We start from the raw sequence: 17671 nt of genomic DNA on the forward strand, positions 1-17671 counted from the left end.
CCGCGGTGAACGGCCGGTGCCGTCGTGACCACCGGCTGCGCCGTCCGGACGTCGACCGATCCACGACCGGTGAGGCCGGTGGCAAGACGACCTCGGCGCCGAGGCCGACTGCCCTCAGTGCCGCGGTGTCCGCGTCGTCGACGGCCTGACGGGCCGCAGGCAGGTCACGTCCCAGGGCGTCCATGACAGCACTCGTCACCGCGTTCGGCGAGGCGATGGCGCCCAGCAGCACGTGCTCGGTGCCGACGCAACGGTCGTGGCGGCGCTCGGCCTCGGCGACCGCGGGGGTGACGATCGCCCGCGCATCATGGGTGAAGCGTTCGACCATCTATCTACCTCCGTGCTTCTTGTGCGCCTGCCGCGAGATGCCCAAGCGCGTCACCGATCTGCTGCCAGGGCCATCCAGCGGCCCGCGCGCGGTGCACCTGCCGCCGCTCGAGGTCGTCGGCCAGCCGGCGCAGGGCCGCGACGGTCCGCAGCCCGATGGCCGGATCGACGTCCGCGGCCGTACGTGCGGTCTCGGCCAGTTCCATCCTGCTCACCTCGCCTCCCACGGCCCGCCGTCAATGTAGGTTGACGCGTCAGATGGTCAACCCGGGTTGACATCAGCGAGCGATCTGCGTACGGGCCGTCGTGTGCGAGGATTGACCATCATGGTGAGCGGGGTGCTGGACATCGCACTGCTGGCCGTCGTGGCGGTCATCGCCGCCCTGGCGCTGGCGGTCGCCGTCGCCGCCGTGCGCGTGCAACGGCGGATCCGCCGCACCCTGCGCGTGTCGACCGGCGCGTCCGGCAACGAGCTGCTCGTCGCGCTGCGCAACCACGACGACGACCTCGACGAGCTTGACGCGGCGGTCGTCGACCTCCGGGCACGTGTCACGAGCGTGGAGCGGGAACTCGAGCTGTGTACCAACAGAGTAGCCATGGTCCACTACGACGCCTTCCCGGACATGGGCGGCAAGCTATCGTTCTCGGTTGCGATGCTCGATGAGCAGGGAGATGGCATCGTGCTGTCAGTGATCAACGGGCGCAGCGAGACGAGGGCCTGGGGCAAGCGCGTGGTCGGCGGTGACAGCCGCCAGCGACTGTCGGCCGAGGAGGCCGACGTACTGCGGCGTGCTCGCATGCTCGACCGCAGCCGCTCCGATGAAGCGGCGGCGGGTGAGGCCCGATGACGTCGAGCAGCGGAGCCGCAGGGCGCGTGTTGACCTCACGCAGCGGAGCGGCAGGTCGCGTGCTGACCACACGCAGCGGAGCGGTAGGTCGCCCGGCATGACCGTACGCAGGATCGCCTACCTCGGCCCCGACGGCAGCTTCGCCTCGGAGGCGGCCCGTCGCGCCAGCCACAAGCCCGCGTCGCTGCAGCCCATGCCGACGGTCGTCGACGTGGTCGAGGCCGTGCGCACCGGCGCCTGTGACTGGGGCGTGGTGCCGATGGAGAACTCGGTCGAGGGCTCGGTCAACATCACCCTGGACGAGCTGGCCTTCGGTGACGCGGGCGTGTACATCAGGTCCGAGATCACCATGCCGGTGACCATGAACCTGCTCGGCAGCGCCGACGCCGAGCTCGACGACATCACCGTGGTGCGCAGCCACTCCCACGCGCTCGCACAGTCGCGCGGGTGGCTCGCGGCCAACCTGCCGTACGCCCGGCAGGAGGCCACGACCTCGACCGCGGAGGCCGCGCGCCAGATCGGGTCGGACCGCACGGCCGCCGCCATCGGCACGACGTCCGCGGCCGGCCGCTTCGGCCTGACGATCGTCGCGGCCGACATCGGCGACCACATCGACACCGCGACCCGCTTCGTGGTCCTCGCGACGCGGTACGCCGCGGCGACCGGCTCGGACAAGACGTCGATGGTCGTGTTCTTCGGCCACGACCGGCCCGGCCAGCTGCTGCAGGTGCTCAACGAGTTCGCGATGCGCGGCATCAACCTGACCAAGATTGAATCCCGGCCAACCAAGAAGCAGCTCGGCGAGTACTGCATCTTCATCGACTGCATCGGCCACGTCTCGGAGCCGCGCGTCGGCGAGGCGCTGCGCGGCGTGCACCGCCACGTCGCCGAGCTGCGCGTCCTCGGCTCGTACCCGCGCGCGGTGGGCCACAGCGACCCGCCCAGCTCCACCGACAGCACGGTGGCCTACGCCGAGTCCGACGACTGGTATGCCGGGATCCTCCACCACGCCGACGGCGGATGATCCTGGCCACGATCCAGGCCCGCCCGAACGCGAGCGAGGCAGCCGACGCCGTCGGCGAGGTCGCCGAGGACGCGCGCACGTTCGGCGCAGCGGTCGTCGACCGCCTGCCGGTCATCGCCACGTCGATCGCGGTCGGGCTGGTCGCGCTCGCACTGGTGCTCGTGCTGGCCCGCGTGGTCGAGCGGACGCTGGGACGCACCCGGGCCGATCACGTCGCGGTGGTCCTGCTGTCGCGCATCGTGCGGCTACTGGGCGTCATTGGGGCACTGCTGCTGGCTCTGTCGGTCGCCGGCGTCGAGGTCGGATCGGTGCTGGCCGGACTGGCGGTCATCGGTGTGGCCGTCGGCCTCGCCGTGCAGGGGATCCTCGAGAACTTCATCGCCGGCGTGATCCTGCTGGTCCGCAAGCCATTCTCAGCCGGTGACCAGGTCCGGTCCGGCGAGTTCGAGGGCACGATCGAGTCGATCGACCTCAGGGTGACGCACCTGATCGCCTACGACGGTGAGATGATCCTCATCCCGAACCGTGACGTCTACAACAACCCCCTTGTCAACCTGACCCGTCGGGGCAAGCGCAGGACGGTCGTGGTGGTCGGTGTCGACTATCGTGACGACCACGACGACGCCCGCGACGTGATCTTCGCGTCGGTGTGCGCCGTCGACGGGGTCCTCGACCACCCGGAGCCCGAGGTGCTGCTGACCGAGCTGGGCGAGTCAAGCGTCAACTTCGAGGTCCGGTACTGGACGCGTCCGGACATCCGCAGCGTGCGCCGGACGCAGGACCGCGTGCTCGCTGCGGCCAAGCGCGGCATCCAGGATGCGGGCATGACCATCCCGTGGCCCATCCGGACCCTGGTGCCCGACGGCACGTTCCACACCGCACGGCGGGGGCCTCCCAATGCGTAGGGCGCATGGCGCGCTGCTGGTCGTCGTCGCCCTCGCGTGCGCCGCGGCCGTCGTGGGCGTCGTCCGGCTATGGCCGCCGCCGGAGCCCGCCCGCGTCGACACCTCGACGGTGCCGGCCGGCGTCATGCTGCACAAGGCCACGCTGACGGCGGTCGCGGAGGTGGAGGACGCCGACGACCCAGGGCTGGCACCGGGCGCAGAGGTGCTGGCACTGACGGCGCGTCTGGCCGACGGGCGCGACGTGTCGTTCGAGATGGTCGACGAGACCGGCGACCTGTACGCCGTCGGCCAGCGTGTGCGCGTGGCGGAGGCCGAGGGACCCGACGGTGGGGTCACCTGGTACGTCAACGACATCGAACGCGACCGGTCATTGCTGCTGCTGACGGCGGTGTTCCTGGTCGCCGTGCTGGTGTTCGGGCGCTGGCAGGGCCTGCGCGCGCTGGTCGGCCTGGCGCTCACCCTCGGCGTGGTCGTGACGTTCGTGGTCCCCGCCCTGCTCGCGGGGCGCAATCCGGTCGCCGTGGCGTTGTCGGCTGCCGTGGTGATCATGGCGGTCACCCTGTACCTGACGCACGGGGTGCGCGCGAAGACGACCGCCGCCGTCATGGGCACGTTGACTGCGTTGGCGCTGACCGTCGGCCTGTCGTGGGCCTTCATCGAGCTGGCGTCGCTGACCGGGCTGTCGGACGAGGAGGCTCGGCTGGCCAGCGTGTCGGTCGGGGGCCTGTCGCTGCGTGGGCTGCTGCTCGCCGGGATCATCATCGGTGCGCTCGGCGTGCTCGACGACGTGACGATGGCGCAGTCGTCGACCGTGTTCGAGCTGCGCCGCGCCGACCCGAAGGCTGGCTTCGGCCGGCTGTTCGGTGGCGCGATGGCGGTGGGCCGTGACCACGTCGCCGCGACCATCAACACGCTGTTCCTGGCCTACGCCGGCGCGTCGCTGCCGCTGCTGATCCTGTTCAGCTCCTCGCCCGACCCGCTGCCGGTGATCGCGTCGAGCGAGGTGGTCGCAGTCGAGATCGTGCGGACGCTCGTCGGCTCGATCGGGCTGATGGCCAGCGTGCCGGTGACCACGGCGCTCGCGGCGTGGCTCGCGCGTGACCGCGACGACCGGGTCCTGCTCGACCCGGCCGACGAGGACCCGCCGCGGCGTCACCGCACGCGTGACGAGCTCGACGCGCCGTCGCCGTTCAGCGGCGACGAGGGCGAGCTGGAGTGGGAACGGCGGCTGCGCAGCTCGTACGGCCTGCGGGACGACCAACGCGCGACGACGGGGGACGAGAGGCGCAGATGATCGACATCCGACGCGTCCGCGACGACTTCGAAGCGGTGGCGCAGGCGCTGCAGCGGCGCGGTGTGACCGAACGTGAGCTGGTGGCGGTCCGCGAGCTCGACGAACGACGTCGTGCGCTGATCACCGAGGGCGACAAGCTCCGAGCCCAGCAGCGAGAGGGCTCGCGCCGGATCGGCGCGGCCCCGCCCGAGGAGCGTGCCGAGCTCATCGCCGCGGTCAAGGAGGTCTCGGCTCGCCTCGACGAGCTCGAGCCGCTGCAGGCCGAGGCCGACCGCGCGCTGGAGCAGGCGCTGGTCGTCATCCCGAACATGCCGCACCCCGAGGCGCCCGCCGGCGAGGACGACAGCGACGCGGTCGAGCTGTTCACGTTCGGCGAGCAGCCGTCGTTCGACTTCGACACCCGCGACCACGTCGAGCTCGGTGAGGCACTTGGCATCATCGACATCCCCCGCGCCGTGAAGGTCTCGGGCAGCCGCTTCGCCTACCTGATGGGCACGGCGGTGCTGCTCGAGTTCGCCCTGGTCCGCTGGGGGCTGGACCGTCTCGCCGAGCACGGCTTCCTGCCGGTGGTGCCACCCGTGCTGACCCGGGAGGAGGCGCTGTACGGCACGGCGTTCCTGCCGAACGGCAGCGACCAGCTGTACCACATGGAGCGCGACGATCTGTACCTGGTCGGCACGTCTGAGGTGCCCCTGGCCGGGCTGCACATGGACGAGATCCTCGAGGCCGAGGCGCTGCCGCTGCGCTACGCCGGGTTCTCGACCTGCTTCCGGCGCGAGGCGGGCACGTACGGCAAGGACACGCGCGGCATATTCCGGGTGCACCAGTTCGACAAGCTCGAGATGTTCAGCTTCGTGCTGCCCGAGGACTCGGAGGACGAGCACGCGCGGCTGCGAGACATCGAGGTCGAGTCGTTCCGCCTGCTGGAGCTGCACGGCAGGGTGGTCGACATCCCGGTCGGCGACCTCGGCGACTCGGCGGCGCGCAAGTACGACTGCGAGGTCTGGCTGCCCGGCCAGCGGGCCTACCGCGAGCTGACGTCGACGTCGAACTGCACCGACTACCAGGCCCGCCGCCTGCGGTGCCGGTACCGCACCTCGGAGGGTGACACCGCCATCGTGCACACGCTCAACGGCACCATGGTCGCGGTGGGCCGCACCCTGATCGCACTGCTCGAGAACCACCAGCGAGCCGACGGCAGCGTCGCCGTGCCCGAAGTCCTCCAGCCCTACCTGGGCACCGAGGCCATCACGGGCCCCACCATTGGCGCGGCCGGCGGCTGAGCGGGAGCCACCGGATGCGGGTGCCGATCGTGCGAATGGGTAGGACGGGATCGTGGGCACGACAGGCGAGGGAGATGGCGCATGGTGCTGGTAGCCGGGATCGACGTCGGAGGCACCAACATCGAAATCGCGCTCGTCGACGACGACCACACCGTCGTGGACCGCGCGAAGGACAGCACGCCCACGGACGGGCCCGACGCCGTTGCGGCACGCATCGCCGAGCTGGTCGGCCAGTTCGACGACCGGCCGTCGGCAGCGGGCGTCGGCATCCCCGCGCCGGTCAACCACGGGGTGGTGACACGTCCACCGAACCTGCGGAACTGGCCCGTCGAGGTCGCGTTCGGCGCGCTGCTGCATGAGTCACTCAACATGCCGGTCGAGGTCGGCAACGACGCCAACGTCGGTGCCCTGGGCGAGTGGGTCGCCGGTGCGGGACGCGGCTCCCAGTTCATGCTCGGTGTGTGGATGGGCACGGGCGTCGGCGGGGGCCTCGTGCTCGACGGTCGCCCCTACACGGGAGCGTTCGGCGGCGCGGGGGAGTTCGGACACATGATCGTCCACCAGGGCGGGGCACAGTGCGGGTGCGGTCGTCGGGGCTGCATCGAGGCGTACGCGGGGCGCGCGTCGATGGAGCGCTTCGTCGAGGTCGCGATCGCCGCTGGCCGCGACAGCGCGATCTACGAGATCCGTGACGACAAGGGCAAGGACCGCCTGACGTCGGCGGTGTGGGCGAAGGCGCTCGACAAGGGTGACGACCTGGCGACCGAGCTGGTCAACGAGGCGATCGAGGCTGTCGCGGTCGGTGTGGGATCGGTCATCAACCTCCTCGACCTCGACCGCGTCGTCATCGGCGGGGGGCTGGCCGAGAAGCTGGGCCAGGGCCTCGCCGACGACATCGCGAACGCGACAGCTCGGTGGACGTTCGTGCCACGCGACGACCGCACCTTCGTGGTCGCCGAGCTCGGGGACGACCCAGGGGTCATCGGCGCGGCCGCGCTGGGCCGCGCCGCAATGCTCCTGGGCTGACGCTCCCGTAGCATCTGGGCCATGGAGCATGAGGGACTGCGCAGGGCCCGGGACAAGATGATCGCGGCGGGGGTGCACCCCGCCGCGATCGCCGTCTTCGCGCACTACCACCGCGTGCTGGCGTCCGGTGAGACCGGGATGATCGCCGAGGACGACATCGAGCCCGTCGAGGAGCTGCCCCGGCTCGCCGACGTCCCCGATGACGCCGCGACGGCCCATGCGGCGCTCGCCCGGACCGCCGTTGTCAAGCTCAACGGTGGCCTCGGAACCTCGATGGGCATGCGGCGGGCGAAGTCACTGGTCGAGGTGCGTCCCGGGCACCGCTTCCTCGACCTCATCGTCGCTCAGGTGCGGTCGCAGCGCGCCGCCCATTACATCCCCCTGCCGCTGCTGTTCATGGACAGCTTCCGCACGCGTGACGACACGCTCGCCGCGCTGGAGGCCTATCCGGATCTCGCCGTCGACGGGCTGCCGCTCGACTTCCTGCAGAGCTTCGAGCCCAAGCTGCGCGCCGACGACCTGACGCCGGTGGAGTGGCCTGCCGAGCCCGAGCTCGAGTGGTGCCCACCTGGGCACGGCGACCTGTATACGGCGCTGGTGACCTCCGGCGTGCTCGAACGCCTGCTGGACCGTGGCTACCGGTACCTGTTCGTCTCGAACGTCGACAACCTGGGCGCGCGCCCGGATCCGCGGCTGGCGGGCTGGTTCGCCTCCGTCGACCGCCCGTTCGCCGCAGAGTGCTGCCGCCGCACCGGCATGGACCGCAAGGGCGGGCACCTGGCCCTCCGGCCCGCCGACGGCCAGATGGTGCTGCGCGAGTCGGCGCAGACGCGTCCGGCGGACGCCGACGCGTTCGGCGACATCGACCGGCACCGCTTCTTCAACACCAACAGCCTGTGGCTGCACCTGGAGGCGGTCGCGGATCGGCTCGACCGCACCGACGGCGTCCTGGGCCTGCCGATGATCCGCAATGCCAAGACCGTGGACCCGACCGATCCGTCCTCGCCGGCCGTCGTGCAGATCGAGACGGCAATGGGGGCCGCGATCGGCGTCTTCGAGGGCGCGACCGCGATCGAGGTCGGCCGCTCGCGCTTCCTACCGGTCAAGACGACCGACGACCTGCTGGTGCTGCGGTCCGACGCCTACGAGCTGGCCGACAGCGGTGAGGTCCAGCTGGTGCCGTCCCGCACGGGCGCTCCGCTCGTCGACCTCGACCACCACTACAAGCTGATCCGCGACTTCGACCGCCGCTTCCCGCACGGTGCGCCGTCGCTGGTGGCGTGCGACCGGCTGACGGTGCGGGGCGACTGGACGTTCGGCCGCGACGTGCGGGTCGTCGGCGATGTCGTGGTCGACGCCGACGGGTCACCCGGCCACATCCCGGACGGCACCGTGCTCGGCGCCGACCGCTGAGGTCGCGGCGCTGGACAGGGCATGACGACCGACATCCGCCCGTACCTGCAGATCCGGACGTCGTCGCCGTCGGGCTTCAACCGCACGGGGGAGCGCCTGCTGGTGTCGTCCGACCTGCCCGGCACCGTGCAGCTGCACCGGCTCGACATCGGCGCCGCCCCGGATCTGCCGGTCGTGGCGCGCGACCTGACGCAGATCACCGGGCACACGGAGCCGGTCGGTGGTGGCTACCTGCCCGATGCCGACAGGCTGCTGCTGGTCACGGACGCCGGTGGCGACGAGCGCCATCAGCTGCTCACCGGTCCGGATGATCCGCCGACGCCGCTTGACTGGGACGACCTGACGCCCCTGGTCGTGGACCGCGACCACATCCACCGTCCCGGCGGGGTGACACGCGACGGCGGCTGGCTGGCCTACGCCACCAACCGCCGCGACGGCGTGGCCTTCGACACGGTCGTGCGTGACCTGCGCGCCGGCGCCGAGCGGGTGCTGTGGGACCGCGGGGGCGCGGCGTTCCCTGTCGGTTGGTCACCGGACGGCACGTGGCTGGCGGTTTCGGAGCTCACCGACCGTGCCGGCGACAACCGCCTCCACCTGCTCGCCCGCGACGGCGACCGCGGGGTGGAGCTGTTCGCGCACGACGACGGACCGCCGGCCACCGTCGGCGGTCCGTCCTGGCTGCCTGACGGGCGGACGTGCTTCGTGGCCACGTCGGTCGGCCGCGAGTTCGTCGGCGTCCACCGCCTCACCGTGGAGCCGGACGGCGCGGTGGCCGACCTCACGCTGGTCGCGGACCTGCCCTGGGACGCCGGGTGCGCCGTCGACTGGCAGGGCGACCACCTGCTGGTGACCCACAACGAGGACGGCATCAGCCGGGCCGAGCTGCGCGACCCGGTCACGCTGGAGGTGACCGCGCAGCTCGACCTGCCCGACGTGGGGGTCGCGCGGCCCTACAGCTTCTCGCGGGACGGCCGGCAGTTGGCGTACGGGTTCTCGTCGCCGCTCGTACCCGGCGACGTCTGGCGGTACGACACCGTCACGGGCGTGACGCAGCGGCTGACGGTCAGTCCATGCGAGGTTGATCCGGCCACGTTCGTGCCGGGCGCACTGGAGCGCTGCCGGTCGTTCGACGGGCTGGAGGTGCCCGCGTTCGTGTTCCGGCCGGCCGCCGGCCGCGACCGCGGGCGGCATCCAGTCGTGGTGATCGTGCACGGTGGCCCCGAGAGCCAGTGGCGCCCGTCGTTCGGCCCGCTGATCCAGTACCTGGTGGCCCGCGGCTACGCGGTTGTCGCTCCCAACGTGCGGGGATCCACCGGCTACGGCCGCCGCTACCAGCACCTCGATGACGTCGAGAAGCGCCTCGACAGCGTCACCGACCTCGCGGCCGTCCACGACTGGATCGCCGCGACCGACGACCTCGATCCCGGGCGCTGCGCGCTGTACGGCGGGTCCTATGGCGGCTACATGGTGCTGTCGGGCCTGGTGCACCAGCCGGACCGGTGGGCCGCAGCCGTCGACGTCGTCGGCATCGCCAACCTCGTGTCGTTCCTCGAGCACACGTCGCCGTGGCGGCGGTCCTGGCGTGAACGCGAATACGGGTCCCTGGCCACCGACCGCGAGCTGCGCGAGCACCTGTCGCCGCTCACCCACGTCGATCGCCTCCAGGCGCCGCTGCTGATCATCCACGGACGCAACGACCCGCGGGTCCCGCTCGGCGAGGCCGAGCAGATCCACGAGGTCGCGCGGTCCAAGGGCCTGCGCAGCGACCTGCTTGTCTACGACGACGAGGGCCACGGCCTGGCCAAGCTCGCCAATCGCCTGGACGCCTACCCGAAGGTCGCGGCCTTCCTGGACGACGTGCTCGGCGACTGACCTCCCTGCTCCCGGACCGGTGGCCGGATCCGGTTGCGGCGCCGCCCGCTCAACGCCGGAATGACGTGTGCCCGGCCAGCAGCATCTCGAGGACGGCATCGGGTGCCTCGCGGTGGATGCTGTGGCCGACGCCGCGCACCACGCTGGTCGTGATCCGCACGTTGCGCCGTGCGACCTCCTCGCCGATCGTGGGGTCGAACAGGGCGCCGACCGCCGGGTCGGCGCCGAGGATGTCGGTCGTGATCCGGATGTCTCCCAGGAGGTCGAGGTACCACCACGGCCGGTTGTCCTGCAGCGTCCGCTCGACGACGTAGGAGCTGGTGCGGGACGCGGCACGCGCCTTGAGCGCCGCGTCCTCGGGGTGCCACCTCGGATGGAGTGCGGCGACGGCCGTGGGGTCGCCCGCGTGGTCGAGCTCGGCGAGCTGGTCGGTGAGGAGGTCGTCGATGTGGTCCTCGGGGATCATGAACACGGGATCGAGCAGCGCGAGCCGCCTGGCGTAGCCAGGGTGCGCCGCGACGAGGGCCGCGAGCGTCCCGCCGAGGGAGTGCCCCACGATGACGTCCCAGCCGCCGCCGAGCTCCCACAGGTCGGCGGCGTAGCCGCTCAGGCGGTAGCCGACGGTGTGCGGTGCGTTGCCGTGCCCACGCAGGTCCGGTGCGGTCACGTGATACCCGGCACCGGCCAGGCCGTCCGCGATCCGCCACCACGTGGCGGCCGACGACGACAGGCCGTGGAGCAGGAGCGCTCGCTGCCTCCCGCTGACGCCCCACTCCAGCGTCGGCAGGGCCACGGGCCGGTCGTAGTCGGTCATCGGTGCAGAGTGTCGCAGACGTCAGCGGGCGGCGGCATGGGACGAACTGACCGGTATGCGGGCGTCATGCCGGCACCATCAGCCGGACGGCGACGCCGACCCCGAAGACCACGACCAGCCACCGCAGCGCGCGGTCGTTGAGTCTCCTGGCCATCGCCACGCCGATGCGACCACCCACCAGGCTGGCGACCGCCATCACGGCCACGGCGAGCCACACGACCTCTGCGAGCAGCGCGAAGTACACCGCGGCGACGACGTTGATGACAAGTGACATCACACCCTTGAGCGCGTTCAGCCGCTGCAGCGTGTCGGAGATGAAGATCCCCAGGGTGGCCAGCATCATGATCCCGAGGCCGGCCCCGAAGTACGCGCCGTAGCTCGCAGCCACGAACTGGATCGCCAGCAACGGCGCCCAGCGCGTCCAGGCGGCGTCATGCTCGACGGCGCCGACCCTGCGGCGGACGAACCGGCCCAGCACGTCCTGCACGGCCAGCAGCCCGCACGCCAGCAGGATCAGCCACGGCACGATGCGATCGAACAGCGCCCGTGAGCTGACCAGAAGCAGGAAGGAGCCTGTCAGCGCCCCGGCGATGCTGGTCACCGACAACGCGATTACGCGACCGCGCTGGCCGCTCAGCTCGCGGCGGTAGCCGATCGTGCCACCGACGTAGCCGGGGCACAGCGCGACCGTGTTCGTGATGTTCGCGGTCAGCGCCGGGTACCCGACGGCGAGCAGCGCTGGGAACGAGATGAGCGAGCCGCCGCCCGCGACCGCGTTCACCGCACCGGCGAGGGCCGCGCCGGCGACGAGCAGCGCGATCGCGTCGGCTCCGAGCTCAGGCATGCCTGCGCGCGCGGTCGGTGGACGGGCGCACATGTGCGCCCGTGGCCCGGATCATGGACGACGGCCCTCGTGTCAGATCGTTCGGCGGTGGCGCCGAACCCGGGTGGACGGATGGTCGCCGTCGGCGCATCCCACGTACGGTACCGCCGTGCCGGGCCGGCGGACCGTCGCCCCGCCTGGACGATCGACCTCCTTCTCGTCACGATGGGGCGGCCGGTCGTGCGGCCCGGCGGGCGTCGGTGCTCATCTCCATGCCATCGGGCTTCGCGGTCGGCGCTGCAGCAGTGACATCGGCAGGAGCGGCATGACCATCGGGGACGGACATGATCCCGGCGCCGCACGCCGCGACGCCGGGTCGGTGGGCGCTCACGACGACGGGCCCGCGCCGGCCTGGTTCGCGCTGCTGGTCGCGCTGGCAGTCGTCGCGCACGTCGTCGGCAACCCGCCGACGGGGTCGGCCGCGCAGCGCATCGCCGCCGCGGCGCTGGGCGCAGCTGGGCTCACCGTGGCCTGGCTGCCTGCGTCGCGGGCGGTCTGGGCGGTCGTCGCATCCATGGTCCTGGCGACGGCGTGGCTCGAGGCCCCGATGCTCGGCAACCACTGGCTGCTGGCGGCGGTGTTCGCCGCGGCGATCCTGGTTGCGGTCGTGCGTGGCAGGCCGTGGTCGTGGCTGGCGACGAACTTGCGGCTGCTGTTCGTGACGTTCTACGCGTTCGCCGCCTTCGCCAAGCTCAACACGGCGTTTCTGGATCCGGCTGCGTCGTGTGCGGTGTTCTACGCGAACCAGTGGCTGGCGTCGTGGGGGCTGCCCACCGTCTCCGACGGCGGCGCCGTCGCCATGCTGACGATCCTGGCGACCGTCGTCGTCGAGCTGTCGGTGCCGGTGCTGCTGGTCGTGCCACGGACGCGAGCGCTGGGCGTCGCGCTCGCGGCGGCGTTCCACTATGTGATCTCCCTCGACGTCGAGCAGCACTTCTATGACTTCACCGCCGTGATCCTCGTGGGCCTGGCCACCTTCGCTCACGACGACGTGACCGGGCCGATCGGTTCCTGGTTCCATCGACGACGTGCGACGGCGGTGGTCCTGACGGTGGTGTGTGCGATCCTGCTGGCGCTGGTCGTGCTCCCGCTGGGCACGACGATGCTGGTCGTCGCCAGAGCGGGGATCCTGATGCTGTGGATCCCGCTCGGCGGCGCGATCGTGTGGCTCACCGTGCGCGGTTCCGGACGGCCCGCCGAGGTGGCGATGCAACCGGTCGGGATCGCCACGGGGCTCCTGGTCGCCCTGGTCGCGGTCAACGGGCTCCTGCCGTACCTCGGCGTCAAGACGGCGTCCGGCTGGAACATGTACGCCAACCTCGTGACCGTCGAGGGACGCGCGAACCACCTGATCGTGGGTCCGCAGGCCGAAATCGTGACACCCGCGTACGTGGAGGTGACCGCCACCACGGACGAGCAGTTGCGCGCGTACGTGGGCAGCGCCTGGGCGGTGCCGGAGCGCAACCTGCGCCACCACCTTGCCACTCGCCCCGATGCCACGGTCACGTTCGTGCGGGCCGACGGCACGACCGTGTCGGGAAGCGGCGGTGACCTCGGGCAGCCGATGGCCGAGGTCATGCGCCGCCTGCTGCCGTTGCGCTCGGTCGACCGCTCGACGCCTGCGCGCTGCCAGGCACTGTGGCTGCCCGCGCTGTGAGAGAGATCAGTCGGTCGCGCCCTGGTAGGCCCGGTACGTGCGTTGCCCGGGAGGCAGCGACAGGGTGAACACCCGCTCGCCAGCCGGCGTGACCTCGGTGACCAGCGGGTCGTGCAGCGCGCCCCAGCTGATCAGCGTGTTGCCGTTGTCGAGGCGCCCAGCGGAGCCGAAGTACCCGGTGAAGCGCCCGTCGTCGTGGGACCACACCAGCTCGGCGGTCCTGGCCTGCTCGTCGATCGCGTACTCGACCACGCGGCTGCGGGGCGGGTCGTGCAGGTTGCCGTTGTCGAACAGCAGGATGTTGCCGTCCTCGAGCAGCGTCGCATCGTGCTGGTGGCTGAACCCGTCGTAGGGGTCGCCGGTGATGTCGAACTCGTTGTCGGCGCAGTTGACACCTCCGAATGTCCAGACGATGTCGCCGGTCTGCCGGTCGATGCGGTGGATGCAGTCGTAGTTGCGCACGGACAGCAGGATGTCGCCGTCGTCATACAGCTCGAGCGAGTTGGGGTGGGCGTAGTCGGCCACCGCAGGAGGCTGCGCCTGCAGCTTGAGCTTCACGTTGGCCGGTGGCACGTCGTCGAGGTCGAGGTGCTCGCTGCCGTCCCACAACCACACGGTCCGGCCCTCCGGGGTGCGCTCGGCGATGATCGGGTCGTAGACCATCGCGTCGGCGCCGCCGCCGTAAGCCGACAGGTCGGCCTGGCGCCGGCGGTAGGCGAGCAGCAGGGCGTTGCCGTTGTCGAGCAACTCGAAGTCGTGCAGGTCGGCGTCGCCGCCCTCGAGGTCATCGAGGTCGAACTGCTCCAGGACCTGCAGGCGGTCGTCGGTCACATAGTGGGTGACGTGGAAGCCTGCGCCGTCGCGGCCGTTGCGATCGACCACGTTGTACGAGTAGCGCTCTCCGGGCTCGGGCTGGAACATCGACGTCATCGCGAACATGCGCTGCGCCTTGACGACGTCGCCGGTCGCCTTGTCGATCTCAGCGAGGAACGGCGGGTGGAACACGGTGGTGTCGGTCGAGCGCGGCGTCGTCGACGTGGCGATCAGCACCGTCCCTGGTTGCATCCCGGCCCTCGACGTCGTCCGCACGCGCGGGAAGCCGGCCGGGGGGTCCTGCGGGTCGAGCACCGGACGGAACGGTGGGTGGACCGCCGATACCCGTGCAAGCGCCGCGTTGGACGGCCACTCGGCGGTCAGCTGCACCACCACCCACACGGCGCCGCCGAGCACTGCCACACAGGCGGTGCCGCCGGCGGTGGCGAACCAGCGGCGGAGGCCGGTGCCCCGGGCCGCGCGCCTGAGCAGCGCCACCGTCAGCGCGAATATGACCGCGACGAGGGTGACGAAGGTCAGCAGGGGCACCAGGGCCTGCGTGGTGAGGGGTGTCACGTTGGGGCTCCGGGACGAGGACGCGGGTCACAGTACCGCACCGGGGCGCGCATCGACGGGTCGCAGTCGGTCGCTCGTGGCTCAGCGTCGGGGTTCGCCCTGGTAGGCCCGGTACACGAGTTGCCCCGCGGGCACCGATAGGGTGAACACCGGTTCGCCGTCCGGACGCACCTCCGTGATGGCGGGATCGGGCAACTGACCCCACCCGATCAGGGTGTTGCCGTTGTCGAGGCGCTCGGCGGAACCCATGATCGGCGAGAAGCGGCCGTCGTCGTGCGACCAGACCAGCTCGGCGGTCATGTCCTGGTCGTCGATGCGATACTCGACCACACGGCTCACCGGCTCCGGCCGCAGGTTGCCGTTGTCGAACAGCAGGATGTTGCCGTCCTCGAGCAGCGAGGCGTCGTGCTGGTGGCTGAACCCGTCGAGGGGGTCGCCGCTGATCTGGAAGTCGTTGTCGACGCAGTTCAGCCCGCCGAAGGTCCACACGATGTCGCCGCTCGGGCGGTCGATGCGGTACAGGCAGTCGTAGTGGCGGATCGACACGAGCACATCCCCGTCGCTGAACAGCTCCAGCGAGTTGGGGTGGGCAGATTCGGCGACCGCCGGTGGCGAACTCGTGAGCTGCGCCTTGGCGATGGGTGCGGGCACGTCCGGGAGGTCGATGTGCTCCGCACCGTCCCACACCCACACGGTCTCCCCGTCCGGGGTGCGCTCTGCGATGACGGTGTCCCACACCAGCCCGTCTGCCGGGCCGCCGAACTCGCGTAGGTCGACCGTGCGCTTGCGGTAGGCGAGCAGCAGGGCGTTGCCGTTGTCGAGCAGCTCGAAGTCGTGCAGGTCGGCGTCGCCGCCCTCGAGGTCGTCCAGGTCGTAGCTGGCGAGGACCTCCAGCTGGTCGTCGGTGACGTAGTGGGTGACCTCGAAGCCCGCCCCCTCGACTCCGTCGCGGTCGATCACGTTGTAGGAGTACCGCCCACCGGGCTCCGGCTGGAACATCGTGGCGCCTGAGTACATCCGCTGGGTCTTCATGATCTGACCAGACGCCTTGTCGAGCTCGGTGATGAACGACGGGTGGAATGCCATGTCGTCCGTCCGGCGGGGCGTGGTGAACGTCGAGAACAGGACCGTGCCGGGTTGCATCCCGGTGCTCGCCGTGTGCTCGACCGGCGGGAACCGCGCCGGCGGGCTCGAGGGGTCGATCTCCGGACGAAACTGCGGGTGCAGGCGGGACACCGCGGCAAGCACCCGAGGGGGCGGCGTGTCGCTCGTGATGGCGCTGACCAGGCCGGCGACGACCACCGCGACCGCGGCCGACAGCATCGCGAGGGTGGCCGCTGCGGCACGCCCGTCGGCCGAGCGTCCCTGCAGCGCGACGCGGGCCAGCCACACGGTCAGGGCGAGGGCGAGCAGGCCGACGACGGCGACGGCGCCGAGCGCCAGGACGAACTGTGTGGACAACGCGGTCACCGGTCGGCTCCCGGTCACGTGTGGCCGCCGTACCGTACCTTGACGGGGCTCCTGCTGGAACCCGACACCCCGCCGTCACCGGCGGGGTGTCGTCCAGCGGCGCCGTGGGATCTGGGTCAGGCGGCGACCATCTCGTGCGGGTCGATGACGTACTTCCTCGCGACGCCCGAGTCGAAGTCGGCGTAGCCCTGCGGCGCCTCATCCAGCGCGATCTTCGTCGCGTTCACGGCCTTGGCGATCTGGGCCTTGTCGGCCAGGATCGCGTGCATCAGACCGCGGTTGTATCGCTTGACGGGGCACTGCCCGGTCGTCATGCGGTGCGACCTGGCCCACCCGAGTCCGATGCGCACGCCCAGCGTGCCCTCCTTGGCGGCCTCGTCGACGCCGCCCGGGTCTCCGGTCACGTACAGACCGGGGATGCCCAGTTGGGCGCCGGCGCGTGCGACGGTCATGATCGTGTTCAACACCGTCGCCGGCTGCTCCCCGGCGTCGGCCCCGTGCCCGCGTGCCTCGAAGCCGACCGCGTCGACCGCGGCGTCGACCTCCGGCTCGCCGAGGATGTCGTCGATCATCTCCGCAACCGTGGCGTCCTGGGTGAGGTCGACGGTCTCGCAGCCGAAGCTGCGCGCCTGCTCGAGGCGCTCCGAGATCAGGTCACCGACGATCACCGCCGACGCGCCCAGCAGCTGCGCAGAGTACGCGGCGGCGAGACCGACCGGGCCGGCGCCGGCAACGTACACGGTCGAACCGGTGGTGACGCCCGCGCTGTAGGCACCGTGGTAGCCGGTCGGGAAGATGTCCGAGAGCATGGTCAGGTCCAGGATCTTCTCGAGCGCCTGGTCACGGTCGGGGAACTTCAGCAGGTTGAAGTCTGCGAAGGGCACCAAGACATACTCGGCTTGGCCGCCGGCCCAGCCACCCATGTCGACGTAGCCGTAGGCCGCGCCGGGTCGGGCGGGGTTGACGTTGAGGCAGATGCCGGTCTTGCGCTCCTCGCACATCCGGCACCGGCCGCAGGCGATGTTGAACGGCACCGAGCAGATGTCGCCCTCGTCGACGAACAGGACGTCCTCGCCCTTGTCGACCACCTCACCGGTGATCTCGTGACCGAGTGTCTGCCCTTCGGGGGCCGTGGTGCGGCCGCGGACCATGTGCTGGTCGCTGCCGCAGATGTTCGTCGTGACGATGCGCAGGATCGCGGCGTGGGGTGCGGCCTTCGGTACGCCGAAGTGGTCCGCGACCTCCTGCGGGATCTCGAGCTTCGGGTAGTCAGTGTCGATGACGCTGACCTTTCCCGGGCCGTCGTACCTGACGATGCGGTTGTCTGTCATGACAGCTCCCTTGTCCCTTTGCGTGTGCGCGGTCGTGGTCATTTGCGTGTTCCGTCCGATCAGGTGAGCCTTCCCAAATGGCCGGGCCGTGATGCGACCGAAGGACGGCGGAGGGCCGTCGAACGCCCCCCGACC

Annotated in this window: 16 protein-coding genes; 9 read left to right on the forward strand and 7 right to left on the reverse strand. The window is 71.0% G+C overall.

The genetic code is table 11. The annotated features are described in order from the left end of the window. Both VK923_06760 and VK923_06765 read right to left on the reverse strand, forming a co-directional pair. On the reverse strand, nucleotides 1–328 hold a 328-nt coding region (locus VK923_06760; protein HSJ44362.1), incomplete at its 3' end, for a Clp protease N-terminal domain-containing protein. A gap of 4 nt (nucleotides 329–332) precedes the next feature. After that, the gene (locus VK923_06765; GenBank protein HSJ44363.1) at nucleotides 333–533 is read right to left on the reverse strand and encodes a hypothetical protein; all 201 of its coding nucleotides are present in this window, start codon (nucleotides 531–533) and stop codon (nucleotides 333–335) included. Nucleotides 534–653: 120 nt separating this feature from the next. Here VK923_06765 and VK923_06770 point away from each other — a divergent pair, with 120 nt between their 5' ends. The 8 genes from VK923_06770 (at nucleotide 654) to VK923_06805 (ending at nucleotide 9992) form a co-directional block, all read left to right on the forward strand. After that, the gene (locus VK923_06770; protein HSJ44364.1) at nucleotides 654–1175 is read left to right on the forward strand and encodes a DUF4446 family protein; all 522 of its coding nucleotides are present in this window, start codon (nucleotides 654–656) and stop codon (nucleotides 1173–1175) included. 97 nt (nucleotides 1176–1272) lie between these two features. Beyond that, complete coding sequence (gene pheA, locus VK923_06775; protein HSJ44365.1) at nucleotides 1273–2199, forward strand: prephenate dehydratase; 927 nt, start codon at nucleotides 1273–1275, stop codon at nucleotides 2197–2199. Further along, nucleotides 2196–3104, forward strand: coding sequence for a mechanosensitive ion channel family protein (locus VK923_06780; GenBank protein ID HSJ44366.1), 909 nt, complete (start codon nucleotides 2196–2198; stop codon nucleotides 3102–3104). The genes pheA and VK923_06780 overlap by 4 nt, the downstream gene beginning before the upstream one ends. Further along, complete coding sequence (locus VK923_06785; GenBank protein ID HSJ44367.1) at nucleotides 3097–4398, forward strand: YibE/F family protein; 1302 nt, start codon at nucleotides 3097–3099, stop codon at nucleotides 4396–4398. The genes VK923_06780 and VK923_06785 overlap by 8 nt, the downstream gene beginning before the upstream one ends. Next, nucleotides 4395–5681 carry a serine--tRNA ligase gene (serS, locus tag VK923_06790; GenBank protein ID HSJ44368.1) on the forward strand — a complete coding sequence of 429 codons (1287 nt, stop codon included), beginning with the start codon at nucleotides 4395–4397 and terminating at the stop codon, nucleotides 5679–5681. Before VK923_06785 ends, serS begins: the two co-directional genes overlap by 4 nt. An 81-nt stretch (nucleotides 5682–5762) precedes the next feature. Continuing rightward, nucleotides 5763–6707 carry an ROK family protein gene (locus tag VK923_06795; GenBank protein ID HSJ44369.1) on the forward strand — a complete coding sequence of 315 codons (945 nt, stop codon included), beginning with the start codon at nucleotides 5763–5765 and terminating at the stop codon, nucleotides 6705–6707. Between the two features lie 21 nt (nucleotides 6708–6728). Next, entirely contained in the window at nucleotides 6729–8120 is a 1392-nt protein-coding gene (locus tag VK923_06800) for a UTP--glucose-1-phosphate uridylyltransferase (GenBank protein ID HSJ44370.1), read from the forward strand. A 21-nt stretch (nucleotides 8121–8141) separates the two neighbouring features. After that, nucleotides 8142–9992, forward strand: coding sequence for a S9 family peptidase (locus VK923_06805; protein ID HSJ44371.1), 1851 nt, complete (start codon nucleotides 8142–8144; stop codon nucleotides 9990–9992). A gap of 49 nt (nucleotides 9993–10041) precedes the next feature. On the opposite strand, the gene VK923_06810 is transcribed toward VK923_06805, so the two are convergent. Both VK923_06810 and VK923_06815 read right to left on the reverse strand, forming a co-directional pair. Continuing rightward, nucleotides 10042–10806: an alpha/beta fold hydrolase gene (locus tag VK923_06810; protein HSJ44372.1), complete on the reverse strand. Its 765-nt coding sequence runs from the start codon at nucleotides 10804–10806 to the stop codon at nucleotides 10042–10044. 64 nt (nucleotides 10807–10870) lie between these two features. Then, a complete protein-coding gene (locus VK923_06815) occupies nucleotides 10871–11650 on the reverse strand; it encodes a sulfite exporter TauE/SafE family protein (GenBank protein HSJ44373.1) in 780 nt (259 codons plus the stop codon). Nucleotides 11651–11954: 304 nt separating this feature from the next. Between VK923_06815 and VK923_06820 the strand changes: the two genes are divergently transcribed. Further along, entirely contained in the window at nucleotides 11955–13346 is a 1392-nt protein-coding gene (locus VK923_06820; protein ID HSJ44374.1) for a hypothetical protein, read from the forward strand. Nucleotides 13347–13352: 6 nt separating this feature from the next. Here the strand turns inward: VK923_06820 and VK923_06825 are convergent, their stop codons facing one another. The 3 genes from VK923_06825 to fdhA form a co-directional block, all read right to left on the reverse strand. Further along, entirely contained in the window at nucleotides 13353–14735 is a 1383-nt protein-coding gene (locus tag VK923_06825; protein HSJ44375.1) for an aryl-sulfate sulfotransferase, read from the reverse strand. 81 nt (nucleotides 14736–14816) lie between these two features. Then, a complete protein-coding gene (locus tag VK923_06830) occupies nucleotides 14817–16205 on the reverse strand; it encodes an aryl-sulfate sulfotransferase (GenBank protein ID HSJ44376.1) in 1389 nt (462 codons plus the stop codon). A gap of 116 nt (nucleotides 16206–16321) precedes the next feature. Further along, the gene (gene fdhA, locus VK923_06835) at nucleotides 16322–17536 is read right to left on the reverse strand and encodes a formaldehyde dehydrogenase, glutathione-independent (protein HSJ44377.1); all 1215 of its coding nucleotides are present in this window, start codon (nucleotides 17534–17536) and stop codon (nucleotides 16322–16324) included. Nucleotides 17537–17671: the final 135 nt, after the last annotated feature.

It is taken from the genome of Euzebyales bacterium, from assembly GCA_035461305.1.
Taxonomy (GTDB): Bacteria; Actinomycetota; Nitriliruptoria; order Euzebyales; family JAHELV01; genus JAHELV01.